This window comes from Paenibacillus sp. FSL R5-0912 (genome assembly GCF_000758605.1).
Classification (GTDB): Bacteria; Bacillota; Bacilli; order Paenibacillales; family Paenibacillaceae; genus Paenibacillus_AQ.
The window spans coordinates 4227501-4249364 of the sequence record NZ_CP009282.1 but is presented as its reverse complement, the minus strand read 5'-3'; the positions used below and the strand labels follow the sequence as shown (position 1 = coordinate 4249364).

The following is a 21864-nucleotide window of genomic DNA, read 5'->3' as shown; positions in this document are numbered from 1 at the left end:
ATAACCATCTGACACTTTTCTGAAACGTAAAGCGAACGGAAGACCCTCGTCAGGGGCTGGAAACTCCGCCGCTCATATAGAAAAAACAGGCTGCATCGTCCAATTAAGGAGGAGTGCGGCCTGTTTCTTTTAAGCGTTCTTATAATGCGTGCCGGGAAATCTCTTCTGCATCCGTAGCTACAGGATTATTCCCTTCACGTTTACGTGCCTGTCTTAAATAATCCACCAGAACAAACAACAGTGTGATCAGCAGCGGATACACGATCGCCCAGCCTGTGAACGGAAACACGGCTACCGTTGCGGCAAAAGAAATCCAGCTGATCATCACGCCTGCCCGGCTGCCCCGCAAGAGGCGGATTCCTGCAGCACAACCGCCAATATAGGTGAGGATGAAGGTGGCATTGGGGAATTTAATCAGTGTCGTAATCGAGAGCAGGCCGCTACCGTAGAGCGATAACACTGCTGCGAAGCAGAGGGTCAGGAAGCCGATCGCTCCGACGGGTGTCTGATAACGGTCCGATAAGCGGCCCATCCATTTCGGGGCATATCCCTGCCGTGACAAGGCATAAGCTACACGCGATGCAGCGCTTGAATAGGCAATAATCGTCGCCGTACAGATGAATAATCCGGTGAGTCCGGCAATGAATCCGCCCCAGGCTCCAAGCGGCTGGCTGATGATCCAGACCAGAGATGAGTCGGCTCCTCCCCGCAGATAGCTCTGCGTACCGACTGTAGCAAGTGCCGAGAGGAAATAGAGGACTCCGACAATGACCGCAGCAATGGTCACACCCTTGACGGCAGCGCGCTGCGGGTCCTTGAATTCTTCAGACAGATGCGAAACGGCCTCCCAGCCGATGAAGCACCAGAAGAGAATCGCTGCCGCCTGCCCGACACTCATCCAGCCATGCGGAACAAACGGTGTGAAGTGGACGCTCTCCATTCTTGGCAGAGCCGCAGCAAAAGAGAAGACCAGCACGGCAACAATCGCGATAACCACGGCGATTTGTACTTTCCCGGCCACTTTCATCCCGATCCAGTTGACAATCAGGCCAATGGCCAGCATTCCTGCAGCGATGGCAATTCTGGCCGGATCGCCCCAGCCCATGGCGGCTGTCATATACCCCGCTCCGGTCAGTGCAGCGACAGGACCGCCAATCGGCACGGACATGAGGAAGAACCAGCCAACCAGTGCACCTGCCTTAGGGCCGAAGGCCAGGGTGACAAAGTGGGATACTCCGCCGGCATTAGGGAATTTGGCCGAGAGCAGACCCATGGACAGCGCAAGCGGGAGAATCAGCAGGGTCATGAATCCCCAAGCCAGCAGAGAAGCCGGTCCAGCCATCTCCGCTGCCAGTCCGGGTACGATTAACACACCTGAGCCGAGGACGGCTCCTATGTACAGGGCAATAGCCTGTGGCATCCCGATATTCCGTTGTAATGATTTATTTTCCTTCATATAAATAGTCCCGCTTTCCTTGTATTTAAATATAGAGTATCAGATAATAGATCCATTGGAAAAACGGAATTATCGAATGGAATCGATTCGAATAACCGATAGGTTGAAGGAGGTACTATGGAGTCTAAGCATCTGTTCACCTTTCTCGTTGTAGTTGAGACCGGCAGCTTTACCCGCGCGGCCCAGAAGCTTGATTACGCCCAGTCCAGCATTACCGCACAGATACAGGCGCTGGAGGCAGAACTGGAGCAGCCCCTGTTTGACCGGATCAGCAAAAAGATCATTCTCACCGATGCCGGCCGCCGTCTCTTGCCGTATGCCCAGGAAATCTCCAAGATGCACACGATGGCCGAGAACGCCCTGCGGTCGGAGACGGAAATATCCGGTTCGCTGCGGATTGGTGCACCTGAATCTTTGGCGGCCTTCCGCCTCCCGGGCATTATCAAGGAATTCCGCAGCCGGCACCCGCAGGTGCAGATTACGCTGAAGCCGGGAGCCTGCTGGGAACTGACGGAGTTCGTCCGCTCAGGAGAGCTTGATCTAGCCTTTCTTCTCCAACCGGAGACGGAATATAAGGAGATGTACTGTGACACGCTGATCCATGAAGTCATGACGCTGGTCGCTCCGCTCGATCACCCGCTGCTGGAATTGGAAGAAGTACATCCTTTGCATCTTAAAAATGTTACGATTCTGCATACGGAAACAGGCTGCACCTACCGCACCTTATTTGAGCGGCATCTGAACAGTTATGGAGTATTCCCCGATCCGAATCTGGAGTTCTGGAGCATTGAAGCGATCAAGCAATGCGTAATGGCAGGACTCGGTATCTCATTCCTGCCGATGATTACGGTCCGCAGGGAATTGGCGGAAGGCAAGCTGGGCAGGCTGAACTGGAATGATGAATCACAGCGGGTAGCGACCCAAATTGCATATCACAGCAAAAAGTGGAAATCCCCAGCGTTAAGTGAGTTTCTTGGAACGGTGCAGAAGCATGCTGTAAGGTGGAGGGAAGAGGAGGAGCACAGGGCATGAATGAGCCGGAGCTTGAATATGAAGAAGAGCTGGATGCCTTCCTGATCTGGATGAAGGACGCCGGCTACACAGCATATACGCAGAAATCCTATCTTGCTGATGTACGGGAATTTCTGGGCAGTCTGAACGGACGGGAGCTGGGTACTGTAAAAAAACTGCAGGTTGTCTCCTATCTGACTTCGGTGCGGGAACGCGGGGTAAGTGATGCGACACGAAACCGCAAGCATGCGTCAATAAGCTGCCTCTTCAAGGCGCTGACGGAGCTGGAGCTGCTGAATATCAACCCGGCTTCCGGAATCAAGAAGTCCAAAACCGAAAAAAACCGTGAGCCTGTCTATCTGGATGAACAAGACCTGCAGCGGTTTCTGTCAGCGGTAGACGGCAAATACAGAAGCCGCAATCTGGCTGTTTTTTTGCTGATGTCGTATATGGGGCTGCGGGTAGGGGAAGTACACACGCTGAATCAGAGTGATTATAATGTAGAGAGACGTTCACTGCGTGTCTTCGGCAAAGGACGCAAATGGCGCAACGTCCCGGTTCCTGAGGATATTGCCCCGTATCTTGACCAGGCGCTGACGGACCGGCTTAATCCTTGGCACAGCAAGGAGGAGGCGATGTTCATCTCGCAAAAAGGCCGCCGGCTCTCCATCCGCGGCATCCAAGGGATTGCTGCGGATACATTCAGCCGCTTCCAGAGTGAAGTGCCTTCGTCCCAGCGCCGGCCGTACTCCAGCCATAAGCTGCGGCACTCCTTTGCCACCATGCTGCTGCGCAAGGGAGCGGATCTGCGCACGGTGCAGGAGCTGCTGGGCCATTCCTCGATCCAGACGACCACTGTATACACACATATTACGAACCGTGAGAAGGAAGAAGCTATGTCCAGACTGCAGATCGGTATGCCGTATAAGACAGGCAGCGGTGATTTGTGAACCTGGGGCTAACAGCGTCAATACACACTATGAACTATTGTTCAAAACATAACGCATAAATCACACGGAATGTGCATTTTTATAATGACAACACCGCCGTGAATTGCTACCATGAGAAGGGGTTATTATTCAGAGTAGAAGGCGCAGAGGGACAAGCCTCGAAGTCGCAGACACAACGATTAAACCATGGATAAAATAAGTTGATAAGCTGGACGGCGATTTTGACTTTAATTGGTTAACGCGTCTTCGCACGTCTGATGGTAAGGCGGCTGGAGAAGAAGCAGAGTCTGTATCTTGAATCTCTTCCTATAAGTAAAATAGCCGCCAATCCCAAACGGATTGGCGGCTGGCTTGTCCATGCGCTGATATTAAAGCTCCAGCTTGGCGATCTCACCTTTGAGCTTATCTGCGGACTGCTGGAAGAGAAGCTGCTCCTCGTTGCTGAGCGGAAGGTCAAGCACTTCACGCACACCGGAACGGTCTACGACACACGGAGCACCGAGGAACACATCTGACACGCCGTTGTAATTGTTCAGCAGTGTAGATACATTCAGGACGGAGCCTTCATTATTCAGGATGGAAGCGACAATCCGGTCCAGAGCCAGTGCGATGGCATAGGAGGTAGATCCTTTGGCATCTATAATCTCGTAGGCGGCATTCTTGGTGTCATCGAAGATCTCATTACGTTCCGCTTCATCGAAGCCCAGATCAATTCCCGCGACATTGGCGAGACTCCAGACCGGCAGCTCGGAATCGCCATGTTCACCGATGATCTGTCCATGGATACTGCGCGGATCGATTTCCTTATGAAGCCCAATCAGGTATCGGAAGCGGGCACTGTCCAGTACAGTACCGGAACCGATAACCCGTCTGCGGTCGAAGCCGCTGATCTTCAAGGTGGCATAGGACAGAATATCGACCGGATTTGTGGCAATCAGCAGGATAGCGTGATGATTGTATTTCGTGATTTTTTGGATAATATCTTTGAAGATCGAGATGTTCTTGCGCAGCAGGTCGATCCGGGTTTCACCAGGCTTCTGGGAGGCTCCGGCAGTGACGATGATGATGTCCGCTTCCTTGCAGTCCTCATAGGTGCCGGCCCACAGCTTCACACCGCCGACAAATGGCATGCCATGGTTCATATCCAGCGCTTCACCAAGCGCCTTCTGATGGTTCACATCGATGAGTACTAGTTCGGGCATGCGCTTACGCAGCAGCAGCGTATAGGCTGTCGTTGTTCCGACTGCACCGGTGCCGATCACTACGACACGATTGGGCTTAAATGGGGCCATTGTTAGATCTCCTCCAGCTTTCGAATTTTGAAATATAAGGGTTTATGTGTTAAACACCATCATTCCTCCTTATATTTCTTGCTGAAACGGTACCATCCTATAGAAGGAAGGCAAAGCCGCTTCCACTTACGGTCCAATCTTATCCATCATAATCTCTAGGAATAGTGTTTTCAAGCTGTCCACTTTTAATCCATTACCCCAAAACGGGCATGCTAACAATGTATTTCTTATTATCCACTCAACCATTTGACAGGAGCGAATTTCAGAATGGATTTATTCCGCAAAAAACCGCTGGCTATTCCAGAGAATACCGGAGCGGAGAAACTTAGCAAGACACTGGGTGCAATGGATCTGACCATGCTCGGTGTAGGGGCCATTATCGGCACCGGAATTTTTGTAATGACGGGAGTGGCTGCTGCGGAGCATGCAGGCCCCGGACTTGTGCTATCCTTCATTATCGCCGGCTTTGCCTGTGTGTTGTCGGCACTGTGTTACTCCGAATTTGCTTCTACACTGCCCGTATCCGGCAGCGCTTATGCATACAGCTATGTCGCCTTCGGTGAACTGCTGGCCTGGATTCTCGGATGGGATCTGGTGCTCGAATACGGCGTAGCCGCAGCAGCGGTAAGCAGTGGGTGGTCCGGTTATTTCCAGGGACTGCTGGAAGGCTTCGGCATTCATTTGCCCACCGCTTTGTCAGGGGCGTATAATGCAGATACAGGAACCATTATTAATTTACCCGCAGTTATTATTATCCTGCTTATTTCTTACCTGCTGACACGTGGGGTCAAGGAGACCGCCCGTTTCAATGCAGTGATGGTTGTGATCAAAATATCAGTGGTGCTGCTGTTTATTGTCACCGGTATGTTCTATGTGAAGCCGGAGAACTGGACGCCATTCCTGCCGTTTGGTTTCCATGGTGTAGTGAATGGTGCGGCAACCGTATTTTTTGCCTATATCGGATTTGATGCCATTTCGACTGCTGCGGAAGAAGTGAAGCGTCCACAGCGCGATCTTCCGATCGGTATTATCTCGTCGCTTGCGATCTGTACCGTGCTCTATATCGCTGTATCCTTAGTACTTACAGGGATCGTGCCATATCAGAACCTCAATGTAAGTGATCCGGTATCGTTCGCCCTGCGGTTCGTTGACCAGAATATGATTGCCGGTCTGATCTCTGTAGGTGCGATTGCCGGGATGACTACCGTGCTGCTGGTAATGCTGTTCGGACAGACCCGTCTGCTGTTTGCTATTTCCCGTGACGGATTGCTGCCGCAGAGCTTGTCCAAGGTCAGCCCCAGAACACATACACCGGTGCGCAGCACATGGATGGTCGGCGGACTGATTGCTGTTCTTACCGGCTTCGTCCCGCTTGACCGGCTGGCCAATCTGACCAGTATCGGGACCTTATTCGCCTTCCTTGTGGTTTCGCTGGGTGTTATTGTGCTCCGCCGTACGAAAACGGATCTCAGAAGAGGCTTTAAGGTTCCCTGGGTTCCCTTTATTCCGCTCCTTAGTGCAGCGGCCTGCGGGTATCTAATGTATAATCTGGGAAGAGAAACTTGGATGGGCTTCCTGATTTGGCTTGCGGTAGGACTGCTAATCTACGGTCTGTACGGATACAAACGCAGTAATTTAAATACGAAGAAATAGAAATAACGGATTAACGGGAAGAGGAGAGAGAGCATTGTCATCCACAGCTTCAGGTTACAAGGTTCTGAGAAGGGGGCTGCTGCTTCTCCTGACCTTACTTATTCTCTCGGCTTGTTCTTCTGCTCCCGCTCCCGAGCCTTCCCAGCCCCCGCAGCCGACGGAAGCGCCGGAAGAAGGGCAGATGATTACGGTCATCACACCGGATGCCAAGAACGTCGATAATGAGAATGCCCCGAAATATCAGATTCAGACCCGGCTGACAGACTTCAGGCTGCTTAACCCGTCAGCGGGAATAGCCTGGGGCGTCACCAAAAATGAGCTGCGCATGTATATGACCCTTGATAACGGCAAAACCTGGGCCAATATCTCGCCGGCTACGACTGTACAGTTTCTGAGCAACCCGGTATATGGCAAAGAGATTTTCTTCACCGATCCAAGCAACGGCTGGATTATACGAAGCTCTTTCGGCACGACCGAGACCGTGGTGCTGCGCACGACAGATGGGGGACACACCTGGAAAGTTTCTGCTTTTCCTGACACCAATACCTTGTCTTCGTTCTACTTCAGTTCACCGACCCATGGCTGGCTGATGACTTCCTGGGATGCCAGCTCCACCAAAGAGAGCAAAGCCTTGTATGCTACGCAGGACGGCGGTGCTACCTGGGCCCTGGTCATGCAGAACGAACAGTATAATCCGAATCTCCCTAACAATACAATTCCGCTGCCGGGCGTTACGACCGGAATGATATTTAAGGACGGAAGCCGAGGATTCGTAACACTGCAGACCGGGGCACTGCCTAAGATATATGTCACCAAAGACGGAGGCGCAACCTGGGCGGCAGGCTCTGAATTTCTGGTTAACGAGAGCTTTGGAGGCTGTGACCGGGTCATTGCCGGTGAACCTGAATTCTTTGGTACGGATCATACAAGCGGATGGCTGTCTGTAGGGTGTCAAAAAGAGAAAGAGGCCAGCATGACCTACAACGGCTATTTCACTGCAAACGGGGGAGAGAACTGGAAGTTCATCAGCCTCAGCCGGCCGGCGATGACGGGAATTAACCGGCATGTGGCACCTGAATTCCTCAGCTCGCAGGCGGGCTGGTCTTTAGAGGGGAACCTGTTGTACAAGACGATGAATCAGGGACAGACCTGGACGGTACTTCCGGCCAGCAGTGTACTGCAGTCCAAGCTGCTGGAATATCCGGAAGTAGTGAAGCTGCAATTCATCTCTGAGGATGTAGGCTGGCTGCTGATCCAGAAAGAAGAGGACCGCAGATCTATCCTGCTGCAGACTACGAATGGCGGAGTGAGCTGGCGGGTCATGTAAAGGTAATTAAGAGGTTGTCCGCATTAGCGGGCAGCCTTTTCTTTTGTGAATACGGCCGCAAAGCCCTCTTAATATAAGGAAAAAACTTATTTAAAATTTTCTTTAAAAATGTGAAAAAAATCACATGACAAACTTTCACTCCTGTGATATATTTAACACATAGAGAACAAGTTCATTTTTTCACAAACTTTCATCCCGAAGAGGAGAGATTATTATGAAAACATTTGAAACGGATTATATGACAAGAAACCTGCTGCAATTGTGCTACAACTGTGCCGATGCTCACCTGTGTGAAACGGAAGAACAATGCAGAGCTTGCTGGGCAGATAGCGGTATGCTGCCGGAAGAAACAAGCGAAACCAGACAATTGCTAGACCTCGTACATGCATAATGTGATCGCCTCACTTGGTATAATGAAGACCATTTAGGTCCCCGGATATAGGGGGATTTAGGTGGTCTTTTTGGCGTGCTGTCATCATCGCAAGTGAAGATTCTTCCGGAGCAGCCGGGGTTATTACACATTTGTTATGCTGTCTTGAAGGGAAGAGGCATATACATGTACAGAAGACCTGCAAGCGCAGGGAATCTAACCAGATGGGAATAAGGGGGAAGAGACCATGGGAACGGGACCGGATCCATCCTGGATGTTTGATTTTACAGGAACGGTATTGCCGATATTCCTCGCTGTAGTCGTGGGGATTATCGCTGTGTCTGCAGGCAGAGGACTGCTTCAGTGGAGCCGGAACAATAATGCCCCCCTGCAGTCCATACCCGCCCGCATTGTAAGCAAGCGCAGTGAAGTCCGCCAGCAGCAGGCACAGGATGAGAGCAGCCGTACCAGCACAACCTATTACCTGACGTATGAAGCGGAGGATGGCGTCCGCAGAGAGTTCAAGGTAGACGGCCATGAATATGGCATGAGTGCTGAAGGGGACAGGGGGGTGCTGACATATCAGGGTACAAGGTATCATGGCTTTCAGCGGCGCCCGCATTACTCCACTGCAGAGTAGTGAACAGGCTTGTTTATTGATAGAGTGAAGATTATTTGAAAAGCATTACGCAGTACCCTCTTGTTATCGTAATCGGTGCAAGGGGGTATTTGGGTTGTGTCTGGCCTCAGGCTCAAAGCAGGGATTCACGGTATACCAACGTATTGCTGTAGACCCTCAGGAAATTGGGCGGGGACTGTCACCTCTTAGGCGAATGCACATACAATACAGCGAGCAGTAAAGAACAGCGGATGCTTGGCGTTACAGCTTTGTTCCATAACTGTCAATGAAGTGATTACAAGGAGGAGAACGCGTGGCCGTCATCAAAACGAACTCGGAGGATGTAAGGGTGCTTGCGCGGCTGATGCGGGCGGAGGCCGAAGAGGATGGGGAGTCAGGCATGCTGATGGTCGGCAATGTCGGGGTCAACCGGATTCTCGGTAACTGTCTGGACTTCAACAACATCCGCAGTGTGAATGATATGGTGTACCAGAGTCCGGGAGGCTTTGAAGCCCCGCAGAAGGGGTACTTCTATCAGCGAGCACGGGAGGCCGATATCCGTTTGGCAAAACGCGCTATCGCAGGGGAAAGAACCTGGCCTGCATCCAATGCGCTGTGGTTCTTCCGGCCTGTCGGGGCCTGTCCGGCCAACTGGTACAATCAGCAGAACACCGGCCGCTACAAGGCACACTGCTTCTTCACGCCGACCCAGGTGGATTGCCCGTCATTATTCTAGGTACCGCCAGCCAGGAGAGGACTGGGCTTACAGCGGCTGCATGCAGTAGCCTGGGCTCCCGGGCTGGATCTGAAAGAAGCCAATGGTCACATTACTTAAGTGAAGGCTAATCTAAATTCTAGGAGGTTATTCGTAAATGATCGTTCAACCCTACCGTCCCGTTACTTATACGATGGGCAGCAACCCAGCAGGTGGCATGAGCAATATGAACAACATGAACAACATGAACAACATGAACGGCATGGGCCCGATGAATACTATGGGTGCCATGAGCAACAAGGGAAGCATTGGAAACATGGGCACCATGGGCACGATGGGTACTATGAGCAGCATGCCGCCACAGGTCACCAGCGGCAGCCCCATGACGCCAGCCGGAACCGTGGTCTCAACAACTGCACCGGTGTTCGAACAGTCTTATGTAGAGAACATCTTCCGACTCAACCTTGGCAAGGTCGGCACCTTCTACTTTACCTATGAGAATAACAAAGACTGGAACGCCAAGGTCTACACGGGTGTGCTTGAAGCTGCCGGCCGCGACCATCTTATTATCAGCGACCGGGCGACCGGACAGCGGGTTGTGCTGCTCATGGTCAACTTCGATTATGCCACCTTTGAAGAGCCGCTTGTCTATCAATATCCCGGAGTTATCGGAAATCCGGCGGTTGTACGGAGCTGCCGATAAGCTTTCTGGCCATTTATCCATAGAATAACGCAAAAACGGCTGTCCACCTTTGTTTAAAGGCGGTCAGCCGTTTCTTTTGCTACCGTGCGCACATATGCTGTATTTTTCGAGGGGACACGCATGCTTGCTGTTTCACCTAATATATTTATATAATAAAAGTATTATTTATAATCCGTGATTTATGTACAGGAGATGAAGGCATTGGGAAATTGATACGGAAAGGAACAGTCGGCATGATCCAGTCTGACATTTTGAACAAACGAAGGAGGTGGGCCTATCCGCCTGCACAGGAAACGGCGGATAGGAGTATAAATTGAGCGACCCTTTACCCGGTATATTAAATGTAGGTCTTATTATTTTGATTGTGCTGCTTAACGGTTTTTTTGTTTCGGTTGAGTATGCGATGGTGAAGGTGCGCAGCGGGCGCATCGATTCACTGATTGAAGAAGGCAGCAAGAGAGCCCCTGCCGCACGAAAAATCGTTCATAATCTGGATGGTTATCTATCGGCCTGTCAGCTTGGCATCACGCTTGCCTCGCTTGCGCTGGGCTGGCTCGGAGAACCGGCAATTGCTACGATTGTGGGGCCTATTATTACGAACCTTGGCTTCGGAGAAACAACTGTTTTTGTGGTTTCGCTTATCATTGCCTTTATGTTTATCACCGTTCTGCATATTGTACTGGGCGAGCTTGCCCCGAAGACCATTGCGGTAAATAAAGCGGAGGCTGTCCTTCTGCTTGCCGCGGGTCCGATGAATGTTTTTTACCGGATCATGTATCCCTTCATCTGGGTGGTTAACGGCCTGGCACGCGGGCTGCTGCGTATCTTCCGTCTGGCGCCGGCATCGGAGCTGGCTACAGCACATACAGAGGAAGAAATACGCATTCTGATGCAGGAGAGCAACAAAAGCGGATTGATCGACAATACGGAAATGACGCTGGTGGACAATATCTTCGAATTTGCCGACACGATGGCCAGGGAAATCATGATTCCGCGCACGGAAATGATCTGTCTCAACACACATCTGGAGACGGACGAGAATCTTGAAATTGCCTTTGACGGAATGAGAACCCGTTATCCGGTCTGCGACGGAGACAAGGACCATATTCTCGGCTTCATTCATATCAAGGATATGATCCGAGATAATGCGCCCAAGTATAACGAATTGATCCGTCCGATATTGACTGTCCCGGAATCGATTCAGATTAGCAGCCTCCTCAAGGTCATGCAGCGTGCCAAGACCCAAATCGCTATCCTGATTGATGAGTATGGCGGTACCTCGGGGATGGTTACTCTGGAGGATATTATGGAAGAGATTGTAGGAGAGATTCAGGATGAGTTCGACGAGGAACGTCCCGGCATCGAGAAGCTGGGGGAGGATGAGTTCTCAATCGACGGCTTGATGCTGATCGAGGAGATCAATGATACGCTCGGAATCCATATGGAGACGGATGATTACGATACGATAGGCGGCTGGCTGTATTCCAAGCTGGAGGTCAATCCTCCGCAAAAAGGCCAGACGGTGGAGTTCGACAACCATTTATTCGTGGTTGAAGAGACCGATAATAAGCGGATTTCCCGGATTAAGCTGCTGAAGGTGCAGTTTTTGACGGAGGAAGCCGGAGCATAGGTTACGAATAGACAAGAGCATGGCGCTATTACAGAGCGCTGTGCTTTTTTGCATACAGGGGCTCCTGTTCTGGTGGCGCTTTGCTTAGGCAAAAACTGTCTGTCCCATTAGGCACAATCTACGATTCGACTGGATTCACCCAGGGTAAGGTTAGTGTAAATAGGTGAAATGCAATATCTTAATGTTCATGAAGGGAGAGAGAGGCTATGGAGCATCATCCGAATCATTACAATGATCTGCTTGTCCTCTTATCTGTTGCTATAGCATTTCTATCGTGCTTCACAGCCCTTGATCTGGCGGAACGGCTGCTCCGTGGCCGCAAGGGGAATCTCTATATTCTGCTTATCTCTGTAGTGCTGGGCACAGGGATGTGGAGTATGCATTTTATCGGAATGCGGGCGATGGATTTGGGAGTTCCGGTATCGTATGATCTGTTGCTGCTTGTGTTCTCGCTGATCATTCCTGTGGCTGCTTCTTATATGCTGTTCGTAATGCTCGGCAACCCCCATACCCGCAGCCGTGTCTATCTGGGTCTTGGCGGTATGCTGTTCAGCAGCGGAATCCTGATCATGCATTTCAGCGGCATTCTGGCGATGAAGCTATCGGCAACGTATGAACAAGGGTTCTCTTCCATTATTTTGTCTATCCTATTCGCCCTGGTTGTCCCTGTCATTACTGCATCCTACGACCCGAAATGGCTGGAGAATGCCTACAATATGCTTAGTGTCAAAAAACTGCTGCTCGTGTTAACCCTGACCGGAGTGTTCACAGGAATACATTATTCTGCAATGGCCGGTGCATCCTTCACAATAGTAGACTCATTCTTGTATACAGGTCGCGCTCCGCTCTTGGATGAATCACTGCTGGGCATCATTCTGGGCGGTTCCTTCTTATTCATTGTGATGATTGTGCTTGGCCTGCTCTATAGGGACCGGCAGCATGTACTCCGCTTTGCAGCGTTTAATGAGCAGCGTTATATGGCCTTGTTCGAGCATAGCCCGGATATGGTGCTATGTATTGATCCGGCCCTTAAGAAGATCATCAGTGCTAATCCTTCCCTGCGGTATACCACGGGATACGGAAGAGAAGAACTGGGGGAATTCAAGAACATCCTGTACAGTGCCAGGGATGAAGCCGCAGTCAAGGAAGCTGTGCGCAATGCCTCCCAAGGGAAGTCCTCCAAGCTGGAGCTGAAGGTAATCACCAGGGACGGCCAGCAGATGATCTGCAGCGTAACGGTGTTTCCATTGCTTCACAATAAGCAACAGCTGGTCTATATCGTTGCCGAGGATGTCACTGCCCTGATGCAGTACCAGCATGAACTGATTCAAGCCCGGGACGCGGCAGAGAGTGCAGCCAGGATGAAAAGCGAATTTATGGCGACAATGAGCCATGAAATCCGTACGCCATTGAACGGAATTATCGGCATCAATCAGCTGCTGGCCGAAGAGATCAGCAAGCCCGAGCATCTGGAGCTGCTGAAGCTGCAGAGTACCAGCAGCCAGGCGTTGCTCCATGTAATGAGTGATGTTCTCGATATTTCCCGCCTGGAAGCAGAGGGTCTCGTGTTGAACCAGGAGCCGTTTCAGCTGAATGTGCTGCTGCAGGAGTGTATGGATCTGTTCGAAGTGATCACCAGAGACAAGCAACTGTCGTTTGTGCTGTCTGTAGAAGAGGGGCTTCCCGGCAAGTTCGTAGGAGACATTGCAAGGATCCGTCAGATCCTGGTTAACTTAATCGGCAATGCGGTGAAATTCACTCCTTCGGGAGCGGTTACAGTTACTGTTGAGTCCTGCGGCCTGGAGGGAGCGTCTGAGACGCTGCAATTCAAAGTGCATGATACGGGCATTGGCATTCCGCCGGATAAGCTGCAGCTGCTGTTCCAATCCTTTTCCCAGGTGGATGCTTCCCACACGCGTAAATATCCGGGTACCGGTCTGGGATTGGCCATTTGCAAGAAGCTGGTGGAGCTTATGCAGGGAGAAATATGGGCGGAACCGGCGCCGGGCGGCGGGACCCAGTTCTTTTTCAGAATTGTGCTACAGTCGCTGGATTTATCGCCGGAGCTGATTTACAACCAAGAAAATGAAGACAGCGGAGTGCCTGCGACTACCAAAGCCGTATAATGTAGAGTTTGCCAAGGAGAGAACTTTAATTATATAATTTTAAAGTAACTTATCTTTTATCACGAAAGTCCTATGGACAGAAAGGAACTCTCTTTGAGCAAACCGAAAAAGAACAATGTCGCGCTTCCCCAGATGAGCAAGCAGGAGAAACGCCGGGCAGAGCAGGAGCAGCAGAAGCAGAAAACGAGAATCCTGATCGTGAGTACAGTGGCGTTAGTCGTTATTATTTTTGTGGGATTATTCATGCTGGCCTCGAAGGACGGCTCAACCACAGGATCTGCTGCGGCTCCCGTTGACTTCAATTACAGTGAAATGGCACGGCTGGGCAAAGAAGATGCTCCAGTCAAAATCGTTGAATTCGGCGATTACAAATGTCCGGCTTGCGCCCAGTTCACCGGGGTGATTAAACCGCAAATCGTTCAGGAGTATGTCAATCAGGATAAAGCAGCCTTTTACTTCGTCAACCTGGCCTTTATTGGTACAGATTCGAGAACAGCTTCACTAGCGGCACTGTCCGTATATCATCAGAATGAAGAGGCTTTCTGGAAATTCTTCGATGCCATCTATGCTAACCAGGGTGAAGAAAAGGTGGAGTGGGCAACACCGGACTTCCTGGTAAGTCTGGCACAGCAATTAGAACTGCCCATTGACTTCGACCTGCTGCGTAAGGATATTGAAGACAAGACCTATGAAAGCGAACTGGAGAGAGATATCCAGGTTGGCACAGACACCGGTGTAACCAACACGCCATCACTGTTTGTGAATGGAGTCAAGGTGAATGAACCTTTTAATATGGAGGAAATTGATGCTCAAATCAAGGTAGCTGCGGAAGCTGTGGCTGCACAATGAATAAATTCTCTGCATTCTGCCGCCGGAATTGTCTCTACTTGGCCTGGTTCGTCTCGGTTGTTGCTGTAGCAGGCAGTCTGTATCTCAGTGAAGTGCTGAAATATGAGCCCTGCAAGCTATGCTGGTTTCAGCGGATATTTATGTACCCGCAGCTTATTTTGCTCGGAATCGCCACTTACCGGGGGGATAAGCGCATTATCCCTTATGTGCTGCCCTTAAGTTTGATTGGCGGAAGCATTTCGATCTATCATTACGCAGAGCAGAAAATTCCGGCACTTAGCAAGGTGCTTCCATGTACAATCGGTGTCCCGTGCAACACGGATTATCTGAATTATTTCGGATTCATCACCATCCCGCTGCTGGCACTCATTGCGTTCGCATTAATCACAATTCTGCTATGGACAGGGCGTAAAGAGGATGCAGGTGAGTAAGAAGCCGTCAGGCAGAATGAAGAGTAACTATTTCCCTTAAATTGAGTGTAAATTATTAAGCAGAAATGCTGTAAAATCACGCGATAAAGTGATAATGAAAGAGAATGAAAGATCAAGACATACCGGATCATGGATTTGGTTGTTTTGGTTGTTTTTCATTCTTTTTTCATTTGTTTCAACGCTTTACGGAAGAGTCATTGTAGATTAATATTAGTCCTTGTGAGAAGTTGAATATGCGCTGAATTTTCCGGAAGGAAAAACGGGGGAACCAAACTTGGCCGAGTGCCAACGGGGTGAATCGGAAGCGGGTCAGCAGACTCGAAAACCGTAGGGCTACCACAGCCCGAATCCGCCAGCTAACCTCGTAAGCAATAGTGGGATAATGACCATGCACTCAAGGCATGCGGATCATTTCCGTATGCCTATTTCTGTGCCTGCATTTATGAAATCCACTTATGAAAACAGCGCGCGGTACTGCCGTTTCAACTTAACAAAGAGAGGAAATGTTACTACAATGGTAAGCAAGGTAAAACGACTATTGATCGGGCGTCCGATGAAGTCGAACGAACTCGATCATGAAAAGTTATCCAAGGTGAAAGCACTGGCTGTCCTGTCTTCTGATGCGCTCTCGTCTGTAGCCTACGGAACAGAACAAATCTTAATTGTACTCGTGGCCGCAGGCTTCACAGCTATCTGGTACTCATTGCCAATTGCATTAGCCGTATTGGGCCTGCTGGTCATCTTAATCCTGTCTTATCGGCAGACCATTTTTGCTTATCCGCAGGGCGGAGGCGCCTATATTGTCGCCAAAACTAATCTCGGGGTTCATACCGGCTTGCTTGCCGGAGGCTCTTTGCTGGTGGATTATATTTTAACGGTGGCGGTAAGCGCCTCGGCGGGAACGGATGCGATCACATCAGCGTTCCCGGGTCTTCATAATCATAGTGTACTTATAGCGGTTACTGTCATTCTGCTCTTAACGATTGTCAATCTGCGGGGGGTTACTGAATCAGCTTCATTCATAGCCATTCCGGTATATCTGTTCGTCGTCTCCATCTTTGTGCTGATTATCGCGGGAGTCTTCAAGTATGCAACCGGCGGTGCTCATGCCCAGGTTCCTGAGATCGGCTCGGCGGTATCGAATGTCAGTATGTTCCTTCTGCTTAAGGCCTTCAGCTCCGGCTGTTCGGCACTGACCGGGGTAGAAGCTGTATCTAATGCGATCCCTAACTTCAAAGCACCGGCTGAGAAAAATGCGGCTAAAACACTGGTGCTTATGGGTCTGATTCTCGGGGCTATGTTCACGGGGATTACGCTTTTGGCTTATTGGTACGGTATCATGCCGAACGAGAAAGCAACGGTTGTGTCGCAGATTACCGAGTCTACCTTTGGCCGCGGCGGTTTGTACTTCTTCATCCAAGGCATCACCGCAGTAATCTTGTTCCTGGCGGCGAATACAGCGTATTCGGCATTCCCGCTGCTGGCATTCATGTTCGCCAAAGACAAATATTTACCCCACGCCTTCATGGTACGCGGAGACCGGCTGGGATTCTCCAACGGCATTATTTTCCTCGGCGTAATGTCGGCTGTGCTTGTAGCCGCTTTTCACGGTAATACCGAAGGGTTGATTCCATTATACGCCGTTGGGGTATTCATTCCGTTTACCCTTTCACAGCTTGGCATGATGGTCCAGTGGTACAGAACCAAGCCTAAGGGCTGGCAGAGCAAATTCGCAGTGAATACAGTAGGCATGCTCACAACCTTGACCATTACGCTCATCTTCATTATTACTAAATTCTCGAGTGTATGGATGGCCTTCATCTTCCTGCCGCTTGTAATCATCGTGTTCCACCGGATTCACCGCCATTATATGAATATTGCCGATCAGCTGCGCATTTGTCCGGCTACGGATAAACCTTGCATTAAAGGAAGCACAGTGGTTGTACCTGTTGCCGGTGTCACCCGCGCGGTACTGCATTCAATCAGCTATGCGAAGTCATTGACTGAGAATGTGGTGGCTGTATATGTCGGATTCGATGAAGAAGAGATTCACAAAATGGAACAGAAGTGGGAAGAGTGGAACCCTGGGGTTCGCCTGATTGTACTCCGCTCGCGTTACCGCAGCATCATCCGCCCGCTGGTGAAATTCATCGATACGGTGGAGTGGAAAACCGCTTCAACAGACCATATTACTGTACTCATTCCGCAATTTGTTACGAAGCATTGGTGGCAGGCGATTCTGCATAATCAGACCAGCTTGTTCATCCGCTCTTATCTGATGAATCAGAAGGATATCGTTATAGCAACTGTGCCGTATCATTTGCACAAATAGACATACCCTTTATATGTATAACGGTTGTTTCCGCAGGTTGCGGGAGCAGCCGTTTTTTGTTATGCGCAGTGTGAGTGTACATGGAACCAGATAATTTAGTTGACAGAGAGAATGAGAATCAATATCATCAGTTTATGTGAGGCGAAGGCCACAATCACCTTTGACCAATAATGAATGTATATACAGGAGGGGTATTATATGTTTTCGTTCAACCTGCAAAGATCAACAAGCATGAAGCTGGCTATGGCCGGACTCATGACCACGACGTTGTTACTATCCGCATGCGGGAATAACAATGCAGTCAATAACGGAGGAGCGGCAACTACGGCACCTGCAACAACTGCAGAAGCTACAACTGCACCGGAAGAAACGACAGCCCCAGCGGTAGACCAAACAGTAACGGATGCCATGGGACATAAAGTCACTATCCCTGCGAACCCGCAGCGTGTGCTTGCTTCTTATCTGGAAGACTATCTGGTCGCACTCGGCGTGACTCCGGTTGCCCAATGGTCCGTGACAAACGGCACTCAGGATTACCTCGCAGCTGAGCTTAAGGATGTTCCAACCATCAGCTATGACCTTCCACTCGAAGCCGTAACTAGTTTTGCACCGGACTTCCACATCGTACAATCGGAAGGCACAGTCCAGAACGGTCTGTATGATCAGTTGAACAAAATCGCACCTACGTATGTACTCGGCGATGAAATCAGTAAAGACTGGCGCAAATCGCTGCTCCAGATCGGTGAGCTACTGAACAAAACGCCGGAAGCTGAAGCAGCCATTGCTGCCTATGATCAAAAAGCGGCGGAAGCCAAAACAAAAATCTCTGCTGCGATCGGCGATGAGTCTGTTGCCATCCTCTGGCTGGTATCCAAGAACTTCTATATAGTAGATGAAACCCGCAGCAGCGGGGCAGTCCTGTATGGTGACCTTGGCCTGAAGCTTCCGAATCTGGTTACCGAAATTCCTGCAGAGTCCAGAGCAACGTGGAATCCCATTTCACTTGAGAAATTGTCTGAGCTGACTGCAGATCATATCATCCTTGTGAACAGTGACGGGGCGGATGCTGCTGAAGTTACGGATGGCGCGATCTGGAAGGGGATTCCGGCTGTTAAGGCGGGGAATGTTCATGAGTTTGGCAGATCAACCAGCTGGCTGTACAGCGGTCCTATAGCTAACTCCAAAACAATTGATGATGCTCTGAGCAGTCTTGTAAAATAAGCAGCGTTCAAATGCCGGTAATCAGCTTTTGCCGGTAGAGAGTGTGCAGGTCCTTGTATCCCCGGATACGATGATCTGCACCTTTTTTAAATGGAGCGATAGATGAGGGCGTCCAGTATAGATTACGCGTTATCTGCTTGTACAATATTCATATATTTGCGATAATGAGAATGATAATCAATTAGAAGCAAGTAATAATCCTGTTAAGGAGACGGCTTATGGTTTCATCCACACGTTCTAACCTCAATCCTTCTACGGCTGCAGAGGATAAACCCATCAAGTCGCGGCCGGTGGCTGCAGCTACGATCCTGCTGCTCGGAATAGCCGCCATCGTCTTCGGGCTGATGCTGTCTGTATCGGTAGGAGCGGCAGATATCCGGCTGGCTACTGTATGGGAAGCTGTCTTCCGTTTCAATCCGGAGCTGGGACAGCATCAGGTCATCCGGGAGCTGCGGATCCCCCGCGCTTTGGCCGGAGCGCTGGTGGGTGCATGTTTTGCTGTTGCCGGCGCGATCATGCAGGGGATGACCCGGAATCCGCTGGCGGATTCGGGGCTGCTGGGACTTAACGCCGGAGCCGGTGTTGGCCTGGCATTGGCTTTCGCCTTTGCCCCTTCGCTGTCTTTCATGTATATCATGATCTACTGCTTCATTGGAGCAGCTGTGGCATCGCTCTTAGTCTTCGGCATCGGTTCGCTGTCCCATAGCGGGCTGACACCGCTACGCCTGACCTTAGCGGGTGCTGCGGTCAGTGCCATGCTGCTGGCGCTCAGCCAAGGCATCGCCATTCTGTATCACCTCTCCCAGGATATCGCGTTCTGGATGGCAGGAGGGATTGGCGGAGCCAACTGGACACAGCTCAAGATTATGTCCCCCTGGGTTGCATGTGCGCTTATCGGGTCGCTGGTGCTCTCGCGTTCCATCACGCTGTTAAGCCTGGGAAGGGATGTTGCCGCAGGACTGGGGCAGCGCACACGGCTGGTACAGACCGCAGGGATGATCATTGTGGTCATTCTTGCCGGAGCGGCAGTCTCGACGGTGGGGCCGATTGCTTTTGTCGGATTAATGATTCCGCATATTACCCGTTATCTGGTGGGGGTGGATTACCGCTGGATCATTCCTTGCTCGGCAGTACTCGGGAGCGTGCTGATCCTCTTTGCCGATATCGCTGCGAGAATGATTAATGCGCCTTATGAAACACCAATAGGTGCCCTGATTGCAGTAATCGGCGTACCGTTCTTCATCTATCTGGCCAGCAAGCGCAAGGGGGAGCTGTAATGAACAGGACCATGTCTGTACCCTCAGCGAAATCGCGCCGCACCAGAGAAGCCGGTATTCTAATGCTGCTTGCTGTACTTATCATCATTATTTTTATTGTCAGTATGAATACCGGCTTCATGCGCTTATCACCATTTGATGTTCTACATACTCTGCTCGGTGAAGGAACCAAACAGCAGAACCTGATTCTGTTTGATTTTCGGCTGCCGCGTATAGTGATCTCATTGCTCATCGGGGCGGGATTCGCAGTATCAGGATCTATTCTGCAAGGCCTGTCGCGCAATGCTCTTGCCGAACCTTCAACTCTAGGTATTAACGCCGGAGCAGGATTTGCAGTGCTGATCTTCATTTCATTTGTCCCGGCAACCACGGCGGGGCCCATCTTTGTTCTTCCGCTGCTGGCGCTGGCAGGTGCCGCGCTTACGGCCACACTGATCTATTTTCTCTCCTACCGGAGAGCCGACGGACTCTCGCCGACACGCCTGATCCTGATCGGTATTGCCGTAGGTGCCGGCATTTACGCTTTTCAGCTGATCCTGTCGTTGAGACTGGACCCGCAGAATTATCAGTTCGTAGCCATCTGGCTGGCCGGTAAAATCTGGGGCGGAGACTGGCGATTCGTGCTGGCACTGCTCCCCTGGATATTGATTCTGCTGCCGTTCGCGTTCTACAAAGCTCGGGTGCTTAACGTACTGAACCTAGGGGATGAAACCTCCAAGGGACTTGGGCTGCCGCTGGAGCGGGAACGTCTGCTGCTCTTGGCTGCTGCAGTGGCTCTCGCAGGCGCCTGCGTTTCGGTCAGCGGAGGCATCGGCTTTGTCGGACTGATTGCACCGCATCTCGCCCGCAGACTTGTAGGCCCGCGTCATCAGATCATGCTGCCTGCAGCCGCTTTGATAGGCGCGCTGCTGCTGCTCACCGCAGACACTATCGGGCGCTGGATTCTGCAGCCAACAGAGATACCTACAGGTATCGTGGTGGCAATCATCGGCGCCCCGTACTTTTTATATCTTTTGGCAAAATCTAAGGCTTAACATAGGCATTCATAAGCGAAGTTATCATGAAAAATTAAAATTCTGAGGAGTGAGTATCATGTCGGAACGTTTGAATACAGAACAGCTGAGTATCGGATACGCAGAGGCGCTGATTGTGAAGGGGCTGAACCTGTCACTTCCGACAGGGAAGATTACAGCGCTGGTTGGTGCGAACGGCTCAGGTAAATCAACTATTCTGAAGACGATGGCGCGCATCATGAAGCCGAAGAGCGGCAGTGTCATGCTCGACGGCAAATCCATTCATAACCTGTCCACCAAAGAGGTGGCCAAGCAGCTGGCGATTCTGCCGCAGAATCCTACTGCGCCTGACGGTCTGACTGTATCTGAGCTTGTGGGTTACGGCCGCTACCCGCATCAGAAGGGCTTCGGCACCATGACGCCTGAAGACCGCAGCATCATTGCTAATGCAATCGAAGTTACCGGTATGACAGAATTCCATGACCGCCCGATTGACCGGCTCTCCGGCGGACAGCGTCAGCGGGCCTGGATTGCCATGGCTTTGGCGCAGCAGACAGATATTCTGTTCCTTGATGAACCGACGACATTCCTGGATATGGCCCATCAGCTGGAGGTGCTCCAGCTGCTGCAGAAGCTGAATGAAGAAGAAGGCCGGACGATTATCATGGTGGTACATGATTTGAACCATGCTTCCCGTTATGCACAGCATATGGTAGCGATCAAATCCGGTAATGTGATCAGTGAAGGGGCGCCGGTTGACGTAATGACACCGGTAGTTCTACGCGAGGTATTCGGCATTGAAGCCGATATTGTGCCTGATCCGCGTACCGGAGTGCCGCTGTGCCTTCCTTACGAGCTGGCCGCGTACAAGGCAGCTGGACTATAAGCG

The 21864-nt window shown here is 50.9% G+C and carries 19 protein-coding genes and 1 riboswitch; of the genes, 17 read left to right on the top strand and 2 right to left on the bottom strand.

The features are described from left to right. Nucleotides 1-139: 139 nt before the first annotated feature. Nucleotides 140-1456 (bottom strand): APC family permease, encoded by a 1317-nt coding sequence (locus R50912_RS17815; protein WP_042236781.1) that lies wholly within the window; start codon nt 1454-1456, stop codon nt 140-142. Between the two features lie 117 nt (nt 1457-1573). Here R50912_RS17815 and R50912_RS17810 point away from each other — a divergent pair, with 117 nt between their 5' ends. After that, nucleotides 1574-2488 (top strand): LysR family transcriptional regulator, encoded by a 915-nt coding sequence (locus R50912_RS17810; protein WP_042236779.1) that lies wholly within the window; start codon nt 1574-1576, stop codon nt 2486-2488. After that, nucleotides 2485-3417 carry a tyrosine-type recombinase/integrase gene (locus R50912_RS17805; RefSeq protein WP_042236777.1) on the top strand — a complete coding sequence of 311 codons (933 nt, stop codon included), beginning with the start codon at nt 2485-2487 and terminating at the stop codon, nt 3415-3417. The genes R50912_RS17810 and R50912_RS17805 overlap by 4 nt, the downstream gene beginning before the upstream one ends. A 368-nt stretch (nt 3418-3785) precedes the next feature. Here R50912_RS17805 and R50912_RS17800 read toward each other — a convergent pair whose 3' ends face one another. After that, nucleotides 3786-4709, bottom strand: a complete 924-nt coding sequence (locus R50912_RS17800) for an L-lactate dehydrogenase (protein WP_042236775.1) — start codon at nt 4707-4709, stop codon at nt 3786-3788. A gap of 267 nt (nt 4710-4976) precedes the next feature. On the opposite strand from R50912_RS17800, the gene R50912_RS17795 reads away from it, so the two are divergent. From R50912_RS17795 to R50912_RS17730, 15 genes are all read left to right on the top strand, one after another. After that, complete coding sequence (locus R50912_RS17795) at nt 4977-6362, top strand: branched-chain amino acid transporter BcaP (RefSeq protein WP_042236772.1); 1386 nt, start codon at nt 4977-4979, stop codon at nt 6360-6362. A gap of 34 nt (nt 6363-6396) precedes the next feature. Then, complete coding sequence (locus tag R50912_RS17790; protein WP_042236770.1) at nt 6397-7689, top strand: WD40/YVTN/BNR-like repeat-containing protein; 1293 nt, start codon at nt 6397-6399, stop codon at nt 7687-7689. A 214-nt stretch (nt 7690-7903) separates the two neighbouring features. Further along, the gene (locus tag R50912_RS35610; protein WP_197072938.1) at nt 7904-8080 is read left to right on the top strand and encodes a hypothetical protein; all 177 of its coding nucleotides are present in this window, start codon (nt 7904-7906) and stop codon (nt 8078-8080) included. Nucleotides 8081-8306: 226 nt separating this feature from the next. After that, on the top strand, nt 8307-8699 hold the full coding sequence (locus tag R50912_RS17785; RefSeq protein WP_042137749.1) for a DUF2500 domain-containing protein: 393 nt from the start codon (nt 8307-8309) through the stop codon (nt 8697-8699). Between the two features lie 292 nt (nt 8700-8991). After that, nucleotides 8992-9414: a cell wall hydrolase gene (locus R50912_RS17780; RefSeq protein WP_042137747.1), complete on the top strand. Its 423-nt coding sequence runs from the start codon at nt 8992-8994 to the stop codon at nt 9412-9414. A 268-nt stretch (nt 9415-9682) separates the two neighbouring features. After that, nucleotides 9683-10096 carry a spore coat protein GerQ gene (gene gerQ / locus R50912_RS17775; RefSeq protein ID WP_231637903.1) on the top strand — a complete coding sequence of 138 codons (414 nt, stop codon included), beginning with the start codon at nt 9683-9685 and terminating at the stop codon, nt 10094-10096. Nucleotides 10097-10409: 313 nt separating this feature from the next. Next, complete coding sequence (locus R50912_RS17770; RefSeq protein ID WP_042236768.1) at nt 10410-11726, top strand: hemolysin family protein; 1317 nt, start codon at nt 10410-10412, stop codon at nt 11724-11726. Between the two features lie 206 nt (nt 11727-11932). Beyond that, nucleotides 11933-13852 (top strand): ATP-binding protein, encoded by a 1920-nt coding sequence (locus R50912_RS17765; RefSeq protein ID WP_052416469.1) that lies wholly within the window; start codon nt 11933-11935, stop codon nt 13850-13852. A gap of 93 nt (nt 13853-13945) precedes the next feature. Further along, on the top strand, nt 13946-14701 hold the full coding sequence (locus R50912_RS17760; protein ID WP_052416467.1) for a DsbA family protein: 756 nt from the start codon (nt 13946-13948) through the stop codon (nt 14699-14701). Further along, nucleotides 14698-15132, top strand: coding sequence for a disulfide oxidoreductase (locus tag R50912_RS17755; protein WP_039298958.1), 435 nt, complete (start codon nt 14698-14700; stop codon nt 15130-15132). The genes R50912_RS17760 and R50912_RS17755 overlap by 4 nt, the downstream gene beginning before the upstream one ends. 226 nt (nt 15133-15358) lie before the next feature. Beyond that, nucleotides 15359-15518: riboswitch (cyclic di-AMP (ydaO/yuaA leader) on the top strand. A 128-nt stretch (nt 15519-15646) separates the two neighbouring features. Beyond that, nucleotides 15647-17464 (top strand): APC family permease, encoded by a 1818-nt coding sequence (locus R50912_RS17750; RefSeq protein ID WP_042236765.1) that lies wholly within the window; start codon nt 15647-15649, stop codon nt 17462-17464. A gap of 198 nt (nt 17465-17662) precedes the next feature. Next, a complete protein-coding gene (locus R50912_RS17745) occupies nt 17663-18685 on the top strand; it encodes an iron-hydroxamate ABC transporter substrate-binding protein (RefSeq protein WP_081956558.1) in 1023 nt (340 codons plus the stop codon). Nucleotides 18686-18903: 218 nt separating this feature from the next. Beyond that, on the top strand, nt 18904-19962 hold the full coding sequence (locus R50912_RS17740; protein WP_042236764.1) for a FecCD family ABC transporter permease: 1059 nt from the start codon (nt 18904-18906) through the stop codon (nt 19960-19962). A gap of 11 nt (nt 19963-19973) precedes the next feature. After that, nucleotides 19974-20996: a FecCD family ABC transporter permease gene (locus R50912_RS17735; RefSeq protein ID WP_042242642.1), complete on the top strand. Its 1023-nt coding sequence runs from the start codon at nt 19974-19976 to the stop codon at nt 20994-20996. A gap of 58 nt (nt 20997-21054) precedes the next feature. Next, nucleotides 21055-21861, top strand: coding sequence for an ABC transporter ATP-binding protein (locus R50912_RS17730; protein WP_042236762.1), 807 nt, complete (start codon nt 21055-21057; stop codon nt 21859-21861). Nucleotides 21862-21864 lie beyond the last annotated feature (3 nt).